Origin of the sequence: Pontibacter chinhatensis (genome assembly GCF_900113285.1) — a bacterium.
In the GTDB taxonomy this organism is placed as follows: Bacteria; Bacteroidota; Bacteroidia; order Cytophagales; family Hymenobacteraceae; genus Pontibacter; species Pontibacter chinhatensis.
This window is the reverse complement of sequence record NZ_FOOT01000006.1, coordinates 268991-288917: the sequence shown is the minus strand read 5'-3', so window position 1 is coordinate 288917 and position 19927 is coordinate 268991. Positions and strand designations below refer to the sequence as shown.

Annotated in this window: 9 protein-coding genes; 7 read left to right on the top strand and 2 right to left on the bottom strand. The window is 52.7% G+C overall.

Annotated features, from left to right (window positions below; all coding sequences use genetic code 11):
- A partial coding sequence (locus BM040_RS17645) for an alkaline phosphatase family protein (protein WP_175491111.1) occupies positions 1–398 on the bottom strand: 398 nt, incomplete at its 3' end.
- A gap of 1127 nt (positions 399–1525) precedes the next feature.
- Between BM040_RS17645 and BM040_RS17640 the strand changes: the two genes are divergently transcribed.
- The 4 genes from BM040_RS17640 (at position 1526) to BM040_RS17625 (ending at position 15545) form a co-directional block, all read left to right on the top strand.
- On the top strand, positions 1526–11077 hold the full coding sequence (locus tag BM040_RS17640; protein ID WP_175491109.1) for an Ig-like domain-containing protein: 9552 nt from the start codon (positions 1526–1528) through the stop codon (positions 11075–11077).
- 5 nt (positions 11078–11082) lie between these two features.
- Complete coding sequence (locus BM040_RS17635; RefSeq protein WP_092104295.1) at positions 11083–12078, top strand: PorP/SprF family type IX secretion system membrane protein; 996 nt, start codon at positions 11083–11085, stop codon at positions 12076–12078.
- An 18-nt stretch (positions 12079–12096) separates the two neighbouring features.
- Positions 12097–13377: an OmpA family protein gene (locus BM040_RS17630; RefSeq protein ID WP_092104293.1), complete on the top strand. Its 1281-nt coding sequence runs from the start codon at positions 12097–12099 to the stop codon at positions 13375–13377.
- Between the two features lie 401 nt (positions 13378–13778).
- A complete protein-coding gene (locus tag BM040_RS17625; protein WP_092104291.1) occupies positions 13779–15545 on the top strand; it encodes an APC family permease in 1767 nt (588 codons plus the stop codon).
- Between the two features lie 137 nt (positions 15546–15682).
- Here BM040_RS17625 and BM040_RS17620 read toward each other — a convergent pair whose 3' ends face one another.
- A complete protein-coding gene (locus BM040_RS17620; protein WP_092104289.1) occupies positions 15683–16633 on the bottom strand; it encodes an NmrA/HSCARG family protein in 951 nt (316 codons plus the stop codon).
- Positions 16634–17031: 398 nt separating this feature from the next.
- Between BM040_RS17620 and BM040_RS17615 the strand changes: the two genes are divergently transcribed.
- The 3 genes from BM040_RS17615 (at position 17032) to BM040_RS17605 (ending at position 19790) form a co-directional block, all read left to right on the top strand.
- Entirely contained in the window at positions 17032–18174 is a 1143-nt protein-coding gene (locus tag BM040_RS17615; protein WP_245756283.1) for a M20 metallopeptidase family protein, read from the top strand.
- Positions 18175–18214: 40 nt separating this feature from the next.
- Entirely contained in the window at positions 18215–18457 is a 243-nt protein-coding gene (locus tag BM040_RS17610; RefSeq protein WP_092104285.1) for a glycoside hydrolase family 3 protein, read from the top strand.
- A 121-nt stretch (positions 18458–18578) separates the two neighbouring features.
- A complete protein-coding gene (locus tag BM040_RS17605; RefSeq protein WP_139217841.1) occupies positions 18579–19790 on the top strand; it encodes a DcaP family trimeric outer membrane transporter in 1212 nt (403 codons plus the stop codon).
- Positions 19791–19927: the final 137 nt, after the last annotated feature.

The window sequence follows — 19927 nt, the reverse complement described above, 5'->3', positions numbered from 1 at the left end:
CAGCTGGAGAAAACGCCGATTTTCTTCTCCGGATACTGCGCTTTCAGGTGCCTGAATATTGTCCAGTAGTGATAGTTGGGCGCCTTAATGGCATTGCCCCAGACATTGTGCTTGTTCACCCAGGTGCCAGTCAGCATGCTGTTATACCCTACCGCTGAAATGGTGGGCGTCTGGGAGTAACCGTCCTTTTCTCCTCCAACATAGGCCCGTGCATAACCACCCGCTGCAGCTATCCGATCCATGTTCGGGGTGCGTTGCTTTTCCAGCACATCTGCCGCAATGCCATCCACCATAATGAACAGGGCTTTCCTTTTGGCTGCTTGGGCCCATGCTGACTCTACAGAGAACAGGCAAAGCAACAAGAGCAGGCTTTTTAATACCTTTTTAGTCGAACTCATATTCAATATCTCTATCACGGGGCGGGAGGATGGATTCCTAAGTATAAGTATAAGTATAAGTATAAGTCCTGAAACGAACATAACCTGGCAAACAGCAAAAGTATATTTATCACCTTAAAGGATGGAGCAAATGCCATACTATAACAGGGATGGGTTGGTGGCCTTGCATCTTCTGCCTCCATGTTCTATATGTGTGGTAAGTACCGAAAATTACCTAATCCTGTGTTCGGATGAGGGTGGTACAGCATAGCCCGGCTCTCCAAATTGATAGTTCTGTGCCGGCTTCTACAAGGTCAATTACCCTCAAGCAGTCGCTTGAAAGCATCTCTTTTAATTACATGACAGGTGCAGGTATAACAAATGAAATTTTTCTGAGGAACCCAATGCAGTTGGTCTGACCAATTTAGCCTAGCGCACGGGGGAGTAGTAAATTCAGTCCTGGCCTTAGGTTTACCCCTCAGTGGAAGTATAAGCAACAGTTGGATAGTTTTCATGCCGATGTTCCTCATTCGTAATGCTGTAGCGCGTTGATACGCAAAATCTTATAAATATTTAAAATTTCTAATATAATAAAATGGGCGCTTGCATGGGGGGGAGCTAATTGAATACTTTTGTCGGATAAAAGTAAATTTTGTATTGATAAAATTTTACAAGCACCCTGTTCTATGAAATCCAGCACTGCTACCCCTTCCTCGCAAAGAAGCGGTGAAGGCTATGATATTTTCAAAGCTTATTTGAAAATTCTGCCGATACTGCTCATCTTTTGCGCCGGACTCTCACTGCCGCATGTGGTACATGCACAAACACGGTACACCCACGATTTTTCTACCCCAGCGACCCTAAGTGGTAAAACACAAGATTGGCCATGGAATACTACTGCCACGGTGAATATTGGTGGAGTGGAGTATGTACTAACCAATATCATAAATGACAGCTGGGTGAATAGGAGTAATGGCGGGGCCAATAATAGCGCCAGTTTATCTTTTAGTCCATACAGTACAACTGGTGCAACAATAAAACGCAAAGACGGCCAGCGATTCAAATTCTATGGACTCTGGCTAAGTTATGTTTGCTCTGGCGGTGCCTATACCCCACCTCACCTTACCGTGACCTATAGCGGAAGTAACTTGCCGCAGGATGTATTTAACCAACAAAGCCAACAGGGATTGGTGCTTTCAAAAGATGTGGAGGTTAGTTCGGTAACATTCTACTTTTCTGGGCTAAATACCTTATACCTCGATAACCTGGTCGTAGGACCTGCTGGAGCAACCTTATCCAGTAATGCCAATCTCTCTAACCTGGCTCTCTCAGGTACTACGTTGTCACCGGCATTCAGCGCTAATACAGTCAACTACACGGCAAGTGTAGCCAATGCAGTAACATCGGTTACAGTTACTCCCACTAAAGCCGACGCCAATGCTACCGTGAGTATCAACGGAACAGTGCTGACTGGTGGCGCTACTTCCAGAGCAGTTAATCTGAATGTAGGGGCTAACACAATTACTGTTGTTGTCACTGCCCAAAACGGAAGCACTAAAACCTATACCGTTACCATAACACGGGCTGCTGCACCATCAGCTCCCCCTGTGGCTGGGTATGTCAATGCGCTTCAGTTCGACGGTGTAAACGATTATGTAGAGATTCCTTCTCAACCTTCCAACCAGTTCAACTCTGAAACAGAATTTACTGTTTCGCTTTGGTTCAAGGCAAACAGTATGAGCAGAGCTGGTCTTTTCAGCAGACCTTCAGGCGGTGGTGGCGATATGCAGTTCTGGCTAAGTGCAGAAAACGGCACATTTACTTACGGAATCGACAAACATGGCACTGGCTGGACCTGGCTCGGTACTGGAACGGCTTATAAACTGGGAGAGTGGGTACAGGTAACCACTGTAAGGCGCAATGTCGGTGGCGAGCGCAGAATGGAAATCTATGCCAACGGCGTTTTAATTGGTTCAGATAGAGTAAACCACGCATCTTCAGCATCCAATGCATCTATACGTATTGGTACTGTCATCAATGCAGACGGTGGCTTTGCCAACGGACAGATAGACAACGTGTCGCTTTGGAAAAAGGCGCTGACTGCAGCAGAAATCAAAACACTTGGAGCCACTACCCTGAACGGCAATGAAGCGGGGCTAGCAGGTTACTGGCGCTTTGATGAGACATCGGGCAATATCGCGTATGATGCAACATCAAACGCAAACCATGGCACACTCAGAAATATGGATCTGGCAAATGCCAGAGTTAGATCAACGGCTGGTGATATCATCACCAAAAAGAATGTAGCCTACGCTGGCAAACTGACTGGTAGTGACCCCGAAGGTAAGCCTCTGACCTATGTTATGGTTATGGGTTCAACTAAAGGCACGCTCGTACTCAATCACAACACAGGAGCCTTTACCTATACGCCAAGAACTGATGCTGTTGGCGCTGATAATTTCTCTTACAAGGTTAGCAACGGAACAACCGAATCGAATACAGCTACTATTAATGTAACGATCGTTGAGCTGGCCGCCCCATCGGTGCCTGACCTGCTAAGCTCCAGCGATACAGGTATAAGCAACAGCGATAACATCACGAACGATAACACGCCAACTTTTTCCGGAAAAGCGGCGCCTGGCTACAACGTCACCCTGTATTCCGGAACTAATGCGCTTGGAACTGCTCAGGCTGATGCCTCTGGTAACTGGACAATAACAACAACCAGTAGCCTGGCAGATGGGGTCCATACCATAACAGCAAAAGCAGTAGATGGTACAGGAAGTCAAAGCCCTGCTTCAGCCGCCTTAACTGTAGTGATTGATACAACGGCTCCCAGCACGACCATAACCTTTATCTTGGCGGCTGTTACAAACGCCACCAGCGCTACCTTTCACTTGATAAGCGACGAAACTGCCAGTACCTTCCAGGCAAGCGTGGATGGCAGCGCCTATACCACCGTTACCACACCGCTTTCGATAACAGGATTAAGCGAAGGCACGCACACCGTGCAGATTCGGGCCATGGATGCAGCCGGAAATCTGGATCCTACGCCGGCCTCCTATACCTGGACGGTAGACGCGACGGCACCGACCGTGACAAGCATCAACCGCCACAACCCAGCATCAGCAGCTACTAACGCCAGCACCGTTACCTTCCTGGTTTCCTTCAGCGAGGCTGTTACTGGCGTAGATGCAGCCGATTTTACGCTGACAGCTACAGGAAATGCAGCAGGATACGTAACAGGGGTAAGTGGAGCGGGAAATAGATACGAGATAACAGTCTCTGACATAAGTGGAAGCGGCATCCTGCGTTTGGATATGAATGCGGGTGGAACCGGCATCACAGATGTAGTAGGAAACGGGCTGAGCGGAGGCTATACCACTGGCCAGACGTATACAATTGATATCACCAGCCCGGTTATCACCTCCGTTTCTGTACCTGCCAACGCCACATACAGCGCAGGTCAGCAGCTGGATTTCGCTGTTAACTTCAGTGAAGCCGTGACTGTAGATACCAATAACGGTACCCCAGCGCTTGGCCTTACGATAGGCGCAGCTTCCCGGCAGGCGTATTACCTTAGCGGCTCGGGCACAACAGCGCTGACCTTCCGCTATACCGTGCAGCCAGGCGAGCAAGATACAGATGGTATCACACTGGCAGTTGGCGTTACCCTGAATGGTGGAACAATAACCGACGCGATCGGCAATGCAGCTGTCTTGTCGCTGAACGGGGTGGCCTCAACAGCCGGTGTTTTGGTCGATGCCGTTGCGCCGACCATTACGTCTATCACCCTTCCAAACGACGGTGTTTATAACCTGGATCGGGAGCGCTATCTGCTGTTTAGTGTAGCGTTCAGCGAAAACATGCAGCGCACGCAGGGTTCTTACCTTGAGCTACGAGTAGGAACACAAATCCGAAAGGCTACTTTAGACTGGGCCTATGAAAACTCTGCTTATTATGCCTATGCGGTGCAGGAGGGTGAGCAGGGGACAGGCCTGGAAGTGCTGGCCCTGAAATCGGACGCTACAATGCCGACCGATATGCAAGGCAATGCACTGAGCACTGGCTCAACGTTCCCAATAGTACGCAGCAATGTGCGTGTAGACGGTATTCGTCCACTTATCACGGGGCTAACGGTGCCAGCCAACAAGATCTACAAGCAGGGCGAGCACCTGGATTTCACGGTGCGCTTCAGTGAGAAGGTAGAACTCCGCGAGGCAGGTCCCATATTCGGTCCCCTGAGCGCCAGAGCTACAAGCGAGCCGGAACTGGAGTTGCCAGAACCACCAGCGGACGGAAATCCTTTTATTCCGCTCAAGATTGGTGAAAAAGTAGTGCTGGCCCTGTACAACCAAGGAAGCGGCACTGAGCAAATCTCTTTCCGCTATACCGTGCAGGAGGGAGAACTGGATATGGATGGTATTGAGGTAGCCCCGATGATTGTGACGATAGATAATCTCATTCCTGGTCCAAGACCTATGGAAAGTAGCTTGCCTGCCCTTGGCGGGTTTACCATTACTGACTTGGCAGGTAATCACGCTGATAATCTGGAGTTTGGGAGTGTTCCTTCCACCACTGGTGTATTGGTAGATGCTGTTGCCCCCTCGGTGGCAACAGTCACAGCACCTGCTAATGGTACTTACACACAGGGAGATGCCCTCAACTTCATGGTGCAGTTTACTGAGCCAATTGTAGTAACAGGCTCTCCACTGCTGCAGGTACTTGTGGGAGATCAATTGAAGCAGGCCGTATACCAGAGCGGTTCCGGCACAAGCACCCTTGCTTTCAGGTATACCGTGGGTGCAGGCGACCAGGACACAGACGGCATCAGCTTCCAGCAGAGCGCCATTACGTTGAATGGAAGCACGATAGCGGATGTGGCTGGAAATGCGTCCAAGCTCAGCTTTGGACCAGTAGATATGACAGGTGTTTTGGTAGATGCCGTTGCTCCAACCCTGCAAACCGTGCGCATTGCCTCCAGCAACAGCAACAGCACGGTAGCAAAAGTAGGAGACGTGATCATGCTGCAATTTGTGGCAAGCGAAGCCATCCAACTGCCAACCGTTCAGATAGCTGGTAATGCGGCATCAGTAGTGGCTACTTCAGGCTCGGAATACCGCGCGACTTATACGATGACGTCTGCCAGCAGTGAAGGCGTAGTGCCGTTTACCATCAACTTCAGTGACCTGGCAGGCAACGCGGGCACGGCTGTCAGCGGCACTACCAACGGCAGCAGCGTTACCTTCGATAAAACAGCACCGACCGGAACGATTGCCATTAACGGGGGAGCCCCTTATACTGCCTCTCCGGGAGTTACGCTCAGCATGACGGCGACAGACGCGCTAACCGGCGTGGAAGGCATGCGCTTCTCCAATGATAACACCACCTGGAGTACCTGGCTGCCTTTCGCGACAAGCCAGCCCTGGACCTTGTCTGCCGGCAACGGCAACCGCAAAGTATACGCGCAGTTGCGCGATGGTGCCGGCAACATTGGTATGATGGAGACGCAAATCATACTGGATAATGTGCCGCTCACGCTCACCCTTTCCAGTGATGTACAGGCCTCCACTAACAAACCATTCGAAGTTTTCTTCACGTTCAGCAAAGCCGTAACTGGTTTCACCAATTCGGATCTGACGTTAGTGAATGCTGCGGCTTCCAACCTGACGACTGCGGACAGCAAGGTGTACAAGGCAACCATAACACCTGCCTCTGAGGGCGAAGTAAACGTCAGCGTGGCAGCCGGTGTGGCGGTGGACGCTGCGGGCAACCTCAACGCAGTCTCTAATACACTCAGCACGCTCTACGACCGTACGCAACCTATCGTCACGCTGGCCTCTATAGCCCCCGGCTTGGTTCGCGGTCCTTTTGAGGTGACTTTCACTTTCTCTGAGCAGGTAGCAGGCTTCACCCTGTCTGACATCGCTGTGACCAAAGGCACTGCTTCGGCATTTGAGCAGGTGGGGGATAAGGCATACGCAGCCCTCATCACCCCTAATCAGGAAGGCGATGTAACGGTGGCAGTCGTGCCCGACGCAGCGCAGGACGCAGCTGGCAATAGCAGTGTGGCCTCCCTGGAACTGAAGCGTACGTTCGACAGCACCAAACCGGCTCTTGTAATCACTACCACAGCTTCGAATCCAACCAACGCTCCCTTTGACGTAACCTTTACCTTCTCTGAAGAAGTGAGCGGCTTTGAGCTGGCCGATATTGCCGTAGCAAACGGTACGGCTTCTAACCTGATTGCAACAGACGGCAGGCGCTACAGCGCGCGTGTCACGCCGGCAGCAAGCGGGGAGGTAACGGTGAGTGTGGCAGCAGAAAAAGCGCAGGACGCAGCCGGCAATCTTAATACAGCCTCCAACATCCTGAAGGTGCACTACGATGCCGAGAAGCCGACGGTGGTGCTTGCCACTTCGGCAGACGGCGCGGTGAACGCAGCCTTCCCGGTAAGCCTTACCTTCAGCAAAGAGATGAGTTCCCTGGCCGTTGGTAGCATCGCGGTGACCAATGGAACGGTATCCAACCTGGTGAAAGCGGACGCCAGAACCTATACGGCTCTGGTAACGCCAGTGGAAGAAGGCAGGGTAGAGGTGAGTCTGCCGGCTGATGCAGTACAGGATGCAGCTGGTAACGGCAATCAAGCTTCCAACAGCCTTGCATTGGTGTATGATAGCACTCCGCCAGCCGTCACGCTGGCAACTACAGCACCTAACCCGACCAACCGCGGTTTCGAAGTAAGCATTTCCTTCTCCGAGAAAGTGTCTGGTTTGGCCTTACAAGGGATAGCTGTAACGAACGGTACCCTTTCAGGACTCACTTCGACTGATAACCAAAACTTCACCGTGCAGGTAAGTCCGTCTGCAGATGGAGAAGTAAGCTTCAGCATACCTGCCGGTATGGTACAAGACGCGGCGGGCAATGGTAATCTGGCCTCTACAGAGTTAGCCCGACACTACGACGCCACGAAACCACAGGTAACAGTGGCCAGCACGGCCACCAGCCCGGTAAATGCAGCCTTTACAGCACAGTTTACTTTTACGGAGGCGGTTGCAGGCTTTGACTTGACTGACATCACTGTATCAAACGGAGCGGCTTCTGATTTTGAAAAAGTAAGTGCTACAGCTTATACTGCTCTTATTACCCCAGCCTCGAACGGGGAAGTAACTGTTGCCGTGGCAGCGGGCAAAGCCACAGATGAGGCGGGCAATGATAACCTGGCCTCCAACGTACTCAAAGTATCTTTCGACACAGCTAAGCCCACCTTATTACTGGCTACTGCGGCACCGGCTGCGGTAAATGCGCCATTTAACGTGAGCTTCACTTTCAGTAAGGCCGTGACCGGTTTCAATGTGGCTGACATTAACGTTACAAATGGTTCGGCGACTGACTTTGCAGTAGTAGATTCCAGAACTTTTGCCGTACGGGTGATACCTGCAGCGGATGGGGAGGTGACAGTCAGTGTGCCTGCCGACGCAGCGATGGATGCGGCCTCGAACGGCAATCTACCTTCCAACACCCTTTCCCTGCTGTATGACGCAGCACGGCCTGCCGCAGTGCTGGCAACCACGGCCCCAGACCCGACTAACAGGGCCTTCCAGGTAAGCCTCACGTTCACCGAGCCTGTGTCAGGTTTCTCCCTGCAAAGTATGGCAGTAGCAAACGCTGCACTCTCAGGTGTAACGACAACGGATAACCAGCACTTTACCTTTGAGGTGACCCCGCTGTCAGACGGGCTCGTGTCACTCTTGGTACCGGAAGGTGTGGTAGCAGACGCGGCAGGCAATCGCAATACGGCTTCTGAAAGGTTAACCAGAACCTTCAATGCCACCAGACCGGCCCTAGCCCTTACAACCAACGCCACCAGCCCAACCAACACTGCTTTCGGGGTAACCTTCACCTTCAGCAAAGAGGTAACTGGCTTTGAGCTAGGAGACATAGACGTAAGCAACGGGGCAGCTGCTGCATTTACGCAAGTATCAGCGCAAGTATACACAGCCCGTATTACACCGGATGCCGAGGGCGAAGTGATTCTTCATGTAAAGGAAAATGTGGCCCATGATCGAGCTGGTAACGGAAACACCGAAGCTACAGCCCTAAAACTGAGCATTGACAAGACTCAACCAACTGTAGTTCTGGCATCCAGTGCGCGGGAGAAGTTGAATGCAGCCTTTGAGGTGTCGGTCGTGTTCAGCGAAAGGGTAACCGGGTTTGTCGCTTCTGATGTGACCGTTGTTAATGGCACGGTAACAGGTTTCTCGGCAGAAGGTGACAAAGCATATACTTTGCAGATTACACCGCAGGCAGACGGTGAGGTGCGCGTAGCACTTGGCGCCGGCGTAGCACATGATGCGGCCGGTAACTCGAACCTTGCCTCAGAACAGCTCATCCGCTTCTATGACAGCACAAGGCCAGCAGTGGAAGTGGCAACAGCAGTGACTAGCCCTGTCAATGCAGCCTTTGCAGTGCGCTTCAGCTTCTCTGAAGCAGTGGAAAGCTTTGAGCTAACCAACATCACAGTAAAAAATGGCAGCGTTTCTAATCTAACTAAAGAAAGCGCTACGTTATACACCGCCCTCGTAACGCCAGGCGCAAATGGTGAAGTAGCAGTCGCCGTAGGTGAGAACCAGACGCAGGATGCTTTCGGTAATGGTAACCTGCCATCTAACCAACTGCAGGTGAGCTACGATGTGAGCCAACCAACGTTGGTGCTGTCGGCTACCGCAGCGGATGTGGTGAAGGCCCCATTTGAAGTAACCTTCACCTTCAGTAAAGAAGTAACAGGATTTGCGCTAGAGGACATCGTGGTGACGAATGGTGCTGCCTCAGCGCTGAAAGTGGTAAGCCAGGCAATCTACACAGCCCTGGTGACGCCGCTTGCCGACGGGGAAGTAAGTATAGCCGTGGCTGCTGATGTGGCCCGCGATGCGGCCGGCAATGGCAACCAGGCCGCTGGCGCCCTGACCAGAACTTACGATGCCACCAGACCGACGCTGGTCCTGAGCACAGAAACCTCCAGCCCGACAAATACAACCTTTGAGGTCATATTTACCTTTAGCGAATCTATTTCCGGCTTCTCCTTGGAGAACATCTCAGTAGAGGGCGGAGTTGTGTCTGGACTAGTACCTTCCATCGCCGGCAAAGTATACAAAGCCACCATCACACCATCGGCTGAAGGGGGGGTAGCCGTGAGCGTTGCTGCGGATGTAGTACAGGATAAAGCAGGTAACGGCAACCTGGCTTCCAATGTGCTGCGCATGCAGCATGACAAAACCCGCCCTACAGTTATCCTTGCCACCACTGCCCCAAGCCTGACCAATGTTGCTATACCGTTGACAATCGAATTCAGTGAGCCGGTAACAGGTTTTGCCTTAGCCGCTCTACAGGTAAGCAACGGAGCAGCCGCTGACCTTAAAAAGTTGAGTGAGACAAAGTATAGCGCCCTGGTGACGCCTGCCCGTGACGGCGAGGTAAGTATAGCTATCGCTGAAAATAAGGTAGTGGATGCGGCCACGAATGGCAACACAGCCTCCAACCAGTTGAACCTGACTTATGATGGCACGGCACCTGCCGGCTATACTATAAACTGGGGCGTTGCGCGCGTAGACGTGTCGAACCTGGACGCTATCACGCTATTGGTTACCGGAGCTGAGCCAGGTACTACCTATACTTACCACATCACGAGCGGCCAGGAAAGTACAGTAGTGTCGGGTACGGGAGAGGTGACAGAGGAAAGCTTCCGCATCTCTAACCTTGACCTGGACAAACTCAAAGACGGGCAGCTGACGGTGAAGCTTTACCTGACGGACGAGGCCGGCAACAAGGGAGCGGAAGTAACGGCGCAGGTCCTGAAGGTTACCCGCAACATCGCTTCCGTAACAGTGCCGGAAATGATTCAGGTGCCCATCCGCACAACCTTCGAACAGGTTCCCCTGCCGTCCACGGTTGAGGTAACTTACTCTACAGGTGAGACAGCGCAAGTGAAAGTACAATGGGAAGCCGGAGCCTATGATGGCACCAAGGCCGGACAGTATACGCTAACCGGCGCACTGGAGCCTGCTGAGATGACTACTAACCTGGGCAACCTGACAGCTAGCATCCAAGTGGAGGTACAGCCAAACAAGGCGCCGGCCGCGCTTGCCTTCAGTGCTACCACCTTTAAGCCAGAAGCTACGGCCGATCAGGTGATAGGCACGCTCTCCACCACAGATCCGGATGACAGCGAGTTTGTCTATACTTTGGCAAGCGGCGAGGGCGACACGCACAACGCACTGTTCGAGATTCGCGGCGACCAGGTATACCTGAAGTCGAACAAAGGCCTGTCCGGTATGACAACCTTTACCATCCGCGTGCGCAGCACCGATCCCTACCTGAACACGATCGAACGCAGCTTCACACTCACCAAGCAAGCCTACGACCGCACCGTGGATCAGCTCAAGATCGTCAACGCCTTCTCACCGAACGGCGACGGCATCAACGACAACTGGACTATCCCGGAACTGAGATTCTACAACGAGGTCCATATCCAGGTGTTTGACCGCTCCGGCGTGCGTGTGTTCGAGACCCGTGACCCGGAGACAGGCTGGAACGGGCGCAGCACCGGCGGCCAGGTACTCAAAGGTCCATTCCTCTACATCATTGAGGTGAGGGATATCAACTGGGTGAAAAGAGGTGTGGTGACAATCCTTAGCAAGTAATTGACATGAAGAAAATAGTTATAACCATTGCATTTGCACTTTCTGTTCTGGGCCTGCAGGCCCAGAACAGAAAGCATGTAGCCAACTTCCCGCTGTTTCAGCAGTACTTCAACCCCTCACTCACAGGATACGAGGGCTCCATGGTCAAGACCTATTACCGAAACCAGTGGACGGGCTATGAAGACGCCCCGAAAACCATTTTCGCTTCCGCCGAGCTGGACCTGGCCGACGTACGGGCCTGGCAGAGCGGCAGCCGCCTTCGAACAGCAAAGGCAGACCGCTACAGCCGTCAGGCAGGGGCGGCGCACGCCTTTGGCCTGGCCGTGCTGCGCGATGAGTTTGGTCCTTTCTCTGAAACCCAACTGCACCTGAGCTACGGCATGCGCGTGCGCCTTTCGGAAAAACTGGCCCTGCGGTGGGGGGGAGCCGCTACCTATCGTGCCAATAGGCTGGACGGCAACCGCCTGGTAGTGGACAATGAGAGCGACCCCATCTTCCAGGATTACCTGGGCAGCACGGGCCGCACAGGTAAGGCTGATGTCAACCTTGGGCTAACCATGAGCACCGACGACTTCTACCTGGGGTACGCGATGCAGGACGTGCTGGGGGGCAAATTGCTTCAGCGCGGAGACAGTTACCTGGATGGGACTTACGCGCGCCACCACGTAGTGCAGGCCGGCTATCGCACGGCCCTCTCCGAGCAGGTGGGGCTTGTAGCCAACTCCGTGTTCCGTTACGATGACTTCCTGAAAGAGACGGTGGAGGGGCAGCTGAAGGGCGTGTTTGCCAACACCTTCTGGGCCAGCGCCGGTTACCGCAAGGACCTTGCCTATACTTTCGGGGCGGGTGCCAGGCTCAGCCAGTTTCAGGTAAGCTATATCTATGAGGCTCCGGTGCAGGATGCCGGCTACATGGGGCGGGCCACTAACGAGGTGAGCCTTACTTATAACCTGATACCGGTGAAATACCCGAAGTATAGCAGAAAAATAACCCTCTGGTAAACGAAAGGAGCAGAAAAGATGAAGAAAACGATATACTCGGCTGTTCTTGTGCTGGCGGCCATAACGGCAAGGGCACAAACACCTGTTTTGGAAACGCGGGAGCCTTTAGCCGATGCCATTTTGATAGGGGATGACCTGATGGTTTATACTAAAAAGGAAGCCTTGGGGCAATTTTTGTATCGAGCGGATAAAAGCAGCGGTCAGTTGGTTAGAGATACACAGCTAAACGCTGGTGCTATCAATGCAGTAGTGGGGACTGACCCTGCTACCGGTGAATTTTACGTGTACCAGCAGACAGGGTCTAAGGCTGGCCGTATTGCCATCTACCTGCCCGTGGAAGATGGGTTTACAAAGACAGGCGAACTTCCCGTGCCGCGGTTTAAGAACAACTCCGAGCAACTGGGCATGCACCTGACTTCAGACAGGCAGCGGCTATACCTTTCGGCAGAGCTGGGCAAGTCGGAGGGGTATGAGGATTTATACTTGAGCCAGTGGCAGAATGGCCGCTGGACAAAGCCCCAGCTCCTGGCAAAGGCGGTGAACACCAGATCTCCTGAGTTCGCCCCCTTTGTAGCGGAGGGCACGCTATACTTCTCCCGCAAGGAGGGGGAGGCCTCCTATACTTATGCCGTTGCCCTGGAAGATGGTAAACCGAAGGGGGAGCCTGTGAGGCTTCCTGCCCCAAAGAACCAGGACGGTGTCTTTCAGGCTTCCTACAGGAAAGTAGGGGAGCGGGAGCTGTGGATGTCCGGCAAGGACGGCCTGCAGACCGTTTATTTGCTTGGTCCATCCTTGGAGGCCGGCGCCAACTCACTGACTGATGCAGCAGCGGCTGTGGCGCCTGCACCAGAGCAAAACGTGCCCCGAGCCGAGAACACTGAGGAAGTGGCCCCACCAGCGCTTGCTTTGACTGCCGCTGCGCAGGACATGGCGCCGCTGGTGCCGGAAAGCCCCACTGTAAGGGAGACAGCGCCCGGTGGCGACGTGATTGCGGAGGTATTCGAGGGCCAACAACTCTACTATGCCCTCAACCAAGTATTTATGGGACCTGCGGAAGAGCGTGCGCTAAGGGCCTTTCTGAAGAACCTTCCATCCGCCGCCTCCATCACGATTACGGGATACTCCGATGCCATCGGTTCTACCCGGGCCAAGGAACGTGTGAGCAGGCAGCGGGCAGCACTTGTTAAGGGATATATTAACCAGCACTTTGCGGGACGGCGGTTTACTCTTGTTACAAAACATCAGGTGCTGACGGAGCGCGGGAAGAGTGCCCGGCGCGTCGATCTGCAGGTGAGGTAAGCAGGGTGTCTTGTCTCGACATAGGGAACCTGTGGGCAGTTGCTCACAGGTTTTTTTATTTCCTGCAGGGGAGGTCGCAGCCGCAGCTTAGGGCACGCCTGCCATTACTGTTCATAGGCCAGGGAACACGGAGCAATGAGGTATGGTGCTTTATGTTAGTCAACCTCCCGGTGCTCATTAAAAAACATAGTTCCATCTTCAGGGAATAGGCCCCATCAAGTATGGAATGCAAGTATAGCTGCAGCAACTTCCTCGGAATGCCGGAAGGTGATATAAAGTAAGTTTAGCGGCGGATGCTGAAAGCCGGGGTACCACTTACCTGAACGGTTAAATAGCTGGTGATTTTTAAGCATCATCGGCTCTCAGGGCCGTATACTATAGGGTATTTTTACCAAGGCCCTATGCAGCAGGACGCATCCACCGCCGTGGCTCCATCGCACGCACCTAAGCTGAAAGAGCTGGCGGCTACAGCCATCTGCGGGAACGATATAACCTCTTCCTGCCTGTACGTGTCCGCACTGGCCATCATTTATGCCGGGCAGTATGCCTGGGTAGCGCTGCTGATGGTTGGGGGTGTGTTATTTCTGTTCCGGAGTATATATGGCGAGGTAGTGGGCGCCCTGCCCCTGAACGGAGGGGCTTACAATGCTTTACTCAATACCACTAGCAAAAGCACTGCCTCGTTGGCGGCATGCCTCACCTTGCTTTCCTATATGGCCACAGCGGTAATATCAGCCAGCGAGGCGATGCATTACGTGCACCACTTCTGGCAGGGCCTTCCCATTTTATATGCCACTATCGGGCTGCTGGCCCTCTTCATGGGCTTAACTATTATGGGTATCGGCGAATCCTCTATCGTAGCGATCATCATTTTCATCACGCATATTTCCACGCTAACGCTTTTGGTGCTGGTCGGCTTCTTCTACCTCTTCAGCCAGGGGGTTGATACACTTGCCCTTAACTATAGTCAACCGCTGGAAGGAAGTATATGGAAGGCGCTGTTTTTCGGCTTTGCGGCTGCCATGCTCGGGATATCCGGTTTCGAGAGTTCAGCTAACTTTGTGGAGGAGCAGGCACCGGGCGTTTTCCCCAAAACCCTGCGCAACATGTGGCTGGCGGTCACCATCTTTAACCCGCTTACCGCCTTTCTGGCAATTGCCATCATTCCCATCGCAGCCGCTGTCGAGAACCAGACAGCCTTATTGGCTTACCTGGGCGAGGTGGCGGGGGGCAGTTGGCTTGCTGTGCTTATCTCCGTGGATGCAGCCTTGGTGTTGAGCGGGGCCGTGCTGACCTCCTATGTTGGGATGACAGGGTTGGTGCAGCGCATGACACTGGACCGCTGTCTGCCCCAATTTCTGTTGAAGATGAACAAAAGAGGATCCGCTTACCTGATCATGATCAGCTTTTTTCTGCTGTGCGTTTCCATCCTGTTCCTCACGCGCGGCGACATCGGGGCTCTGGCAGGTGTGTATACTATCTCCTTCCTGTCCGTGATGGCCTTGTTTGGCCTGGGCAACATCCTGCTTAAGTTTCGCAGGAACAGGCTTCCGCGTCCGGTGCGCGCTTCCGCGCTGGTGCTGTTTGTGGCTATTTCAGCTGTTTTGGCGGCGCTGGCAGGTAATGCCATCCTGAACCCGGCCTATGTGTGGGTTTTCCTGGAGTACTTTGTCCCAACGGTAGCTGTGGTCTTTATCATGCTCTACCGCATTGAGTTGCTCATTTTTGTGGCCTACCTGCTGCGGCAAATAGAGCGGCAGCTAAATAAAAGGCTCCCTTTTACCTCCCACAAAATAATCCGCCTGATCCACAGAATCAGATCTCAGCAATTTGTCTTCTTCACCAGGGGCGACAACATCGCTAACATTAACAAAGTGATGCGCTACATCGTGGAAAACGAGCACACCAACCGTATCAAGATTGTGAACGTGCTGAAGGAAGGGGAGGAACCCCCGAAAAAGCTAATGCACGAGGTGGAGGTGCTGGATCTGGCTTACCCGGAACTTGAGGTGGATTTTGTCATCCTCCGGGGACATTTCGGGCCGAAGCTGGTCCAGGAGCTCTCCAAAAAATGGGGAATACCCAAAAATTTCATGTTCATTGGCTCGCCCGGCGACCGCTTCCCTTACGGACTGCAGGAAATGGGCGGTGTCAGGTTAGTTATCTGATGTCAGAAGTATAACCTTTATCCAGCCAGCTGCCGGCACAGTGAGAACCGCAGGAAGCAGTATAATAACACCCACTCCTATACTTTACCGGAAATAAACCCATAGCGCGCAGGCTCTAGTAGTTTTATACTTATACTTTACTCCAGCGGGACGCGGGCGGCGTTTTCTGCCAGCCATACGTCAAATGACTTCAGCTCGGGGTTCAATGCCCTGGAGAAGCTAACATCCCGGACGCTGTTGCACACCTCATCAAAATCGCGGTAAAACTGGAACATGTTGCCCAGGTCATCCGAGCCGGGGAAACCAAAGTTGCGGAACGTCTCCGGGGACACGCTGTTATACAAGACCTCCTGGCCCAAGGCTTTGGTAAAGGCCGCGGCCATCTCCTGACCGGTCAGTTGTTCGCCGGCAACGCCCACTGTTTTACCGATTAGTTCTTGCACTCTCTTAAAAATCCCGTAGGCGCACTTCCCGATATCCTCTGAGGCGATTCCTGCCATTTTTTTATCACCCATGGGGAGGGTTAGGTATAGCTTGCCGTCCGGTCCTTTTTTCGGTCCCATCCCAAAATATACAAAGTTGTCCCAGTAAAAGGATGCCCGCAGGAAGGTGGTGGGCACACCCAACTCTGTGAACAGGTGGTCGGCTTCGCCTTTGGCATCAAAGTGCGGTACTTTATACTTGCCCTGCAGCGTGGGCATCCGGTCGTCATCCAGCGGTACCCACTGGCGCGTGTCTTCCAGTGTAGACCAAATCACGTGCTTCAGGCCTGCTGCTTTGGCGGCCTCTGCCATACTTTTGGCTTCGGCATACTCTTTCTCCGGGGAGAAGTGCGCCCAGAAGAACGTAACGCAGTAAGCCCCATAGGCACCCTGCAGCGCACGGTTTATACTTTCCTTATCATCGATATCGGCTGCCACTACCTCTGCCCCTAAGGCGGCAAGCGCTTTGGCCTTCTCAGAGTCGGGGTCTCTGGTGACGGCGCGTACCGCAAATTCGCTGTTGCTGTCCTGAAGAATTGCCCGTGCGACCCCGCCACCCTGGGCGCCTGTCGCACCAAAAACCGTGATGATCTTTTTTGAAGCCATACTGTTGTATTTGTATTTTATGTATGTATACTTATACTTACGAAGGAGGTGCGACTGAGGGTATCATACTTTGAAACTTAATAAGGAGCAAAAGACCTGGCTTGGTTTTGGGAATTCCGGCTACTCTTTCAAGAACCATCTCGTCAATATCAGAGCTGTCCAGCAGGAGCGCTTCATAGCTTTAAGGAATTTTGTTTATACCTGATAATGAGTGGGTAAGCCTTCAACCAGTTTCTGGCAATGGAGTATACATACTGATGTGAGTAGTGGTTCAAGGTAGCGGAGATAGTATGATAAAGTTATACCTGCTTATACTTTTAGTGCTGTGGAGTGGGATGCTTCAGGCCCAGACGAAACAAAGGAATGCTTCGCCTAAAAAAGTGTCAAACCCTTCCTGGGTGAAAAATATACCGGCAGACGACGTCGTCAAGTGGCGGCACCATATCCACCAAAATCCGGAACTGTCTTTTGAGGAGGAAAACACCGGCAAGTATGTGGAAGAAGTGCTGAAGTCCTTTCCCAACATAGAAGTCGTCAGGCCTGCCAAAACAAGCGTTGTCGGAATTCTGAGAGGCGCTAAGCCAGGTAAGACGGTCGCCTTCCGGGCCGACATGGATGCCCTGCCCATGCAGGAGGAAACTGGGCTACCGTATAGCTCGAAAGTGGAAAATGTGATGCACTCCTGCGGCCATGATGCCCATGCGGCCATGTTGCTCGGAACGGCCGCCACTTTATCCAAAATGCAGAGTCAGCTGAAGGGAACGGTATACTTTATTTTTCAGCATGCAGAAGAAACCCCTCCGGGTGGCGCTGTCGATATCATCAAATCAGGGGTTTTGAAAGATGTGGATGCCTTTTTCGGAATGCATGTGTTGCCTGATTTCCCCGCCGGCCATGTGGGTATTCTGCCCGATGGGGCCGCCTCTACTGCGCAGGATGTCTTCCATCTGACCATTATCGGGAAAGGATCGCATGGCTCCATGCCGCATTTAGGCATAGATCCGATTGTGGCTGGGGCCGCCATTGTAAGCGCGCTGCAGTCCGTTGTTTCCCGAAATGTTACGCCCGGCGAGATGACGGTGGTTACCATCGGGAAATTTCAATCCGGCGATGCTTTCAACGTGATTGCAGACAGGGCGGAACTAGCCGCCAGCATCCGCACCACGTCAGAGCCAACCAGGAAACAGGTGGAAGCCAGAATCAAGGAAATCATCGACAACATAATCGAGGCCTACGGCGCTGATTATAAGCTCGATTATATCCCCACTTACCCGGCCATACAGAACGATGCCAACCTGAACGCCCATGCCCGGAAAAGCGTTGTTGCCATTCTGGGCAAGGATCAGGTCTTTGACGCCCCCATGATGACTGCCAGCGAAGATTTCTCCTACTATAGAGAAATAGCCCCTGTCAGTTTTATGACTCTTGGCATTGGGGAAGGTGCCGCCAACCATAACCCCAAGTTCGCAGTGGATGACAGCGCCTTACCAAACGGGGTGAAAGCCCAGGTACAGATCATCCTCGATTATCTGAATAAATAGGAAACCAATTCCTTAAGGCATCAACTATGCCAACTCCTTCGTGGTAGATGAGGTGTATAATAACCAGACAAACAGCCGCTTCCTGGGCGTGCTGGCAACCTTTGGCGTAGAGCCTGAGGCGCTGCTGGACGTGGTGACCGGAAAGTATAATCCCAACGGTAAGATGCCACTCTCAACTCCGGTCAGTCAGCAGGCAGTGGAGCGTAATAGGGAGGGTTTACCCGGCTATATAGAAGGCGAGGGGGTATGCCTTGTTCAAGTATGGGGAAGGGCTAAAGTATGAGCAGTTATAGTAATTGACCGGCAAAGTATAGTTTATACTTACAAGCAGGGCTTCTGAATTTCAGTATGGGCATGTATGGGTTAGGGTGATGTGTAGATTGGTCATGTAGCTTTCCTTCCGTATGGGACTTCGACGAGCATTGATCCTGCAGTGCTTCCTGTTGGTTACGAGTCAGGCTGTAGCCCAGGAAAAAGAGCAGGCAAGGGGCCTTGAGGTGTACGGTTACATCAGGACAGACATAGGCTACAATTTTAATCAGATTGACCCAAATTGGTTCGACATATTGCGCGTGTCCAGCCTCCCCCAGTATAAGGATCAATATGCACCTGACGGAAGAATCTTCTTCAGCGTTCGCCAGACGAGGATGGGGTTTAACAGCTGGTCTGAAACGCCGCTGGGCCAGGCGAAGGCCAGGTTTGAGTTTGACCTTTTTGGGGTGGGGCCGGATGTCGGGCAAACTACCTTTCACTTCCGGAAGGCCTATGTAAATCTGGGCAGGTTTACCGTCGGGCTGACCGAAAGTACTTTTTCTGATCCCGATATACTTTCCACGAATCTGGATTTTGGGTCGCCTTCGGGCCTGGCATATTTGCGGACCATCCAGGTACGTTATGAGCACACCAGCGAACAGGGTAGATGGGCGATAGGACTGGAGCAACCTGGCGCTACGGCCGATGAGGGTATCTATGCCGAGCGGATAGAGCTTCAAAATGTGAAGGCAGAGTTTAAAGCGCCGGATCTGGCTGCCGAATACCGCAGGAACATCAGCAACGGGTACGTCGAAGTAGCCGGTGTAATAAAATGGATCAGGTGGGAGAATACGGTCAGCAGCCCTATCGATCTGAGTGGAGATGAAATCGGGTGGGGGATTAACATCAGCTCCACCCAAAAGCTTGGCCAACAAACCATTTTCAAGGGGCAGCTCGTTTATGGCAAGGGCATACAGAGCCATTTAACGGACGCCTCATTTAACATTGGCATAAAAAATAACTTTGATGACCCCACTACGCCCTTACTGGGTGTTGCCCTACCGGTAATGGGAGGGCTCGCCTTTCTGGAGCATAATTGGAACAGCAACTGGAGCAGCACGGCGGGTTACTCCAGAGTGCGCATCTACAACTCGGATGCCCAGGCACCCAATGCCTTCAGGAACGGCCACTATGCCATTCTGAATGTGCTATACCGGCCTTTCCCACAACTACTCACCGGGGCTGAAGTGCAATGGGGCAAAAGGGGTAACTTCAGCGATGGATTCAAGTCATCTGCCGTGAAGGTGGAGGTTGCCCTCAAGTATACTTTCTCCCATTTCCTTTTTGATCAGGGTGGGAAATAGTATGCTGTCCGGATAATATTTTCAACTACAAACGAATTATTTTGACCGGGTTATACTTCCCCGCCACTTCATGTTGGGGGGCGGGGAAGCTGCATTTAGCAGATGTTATTTTATGAGGGACAGAATAGCCGGAGCTA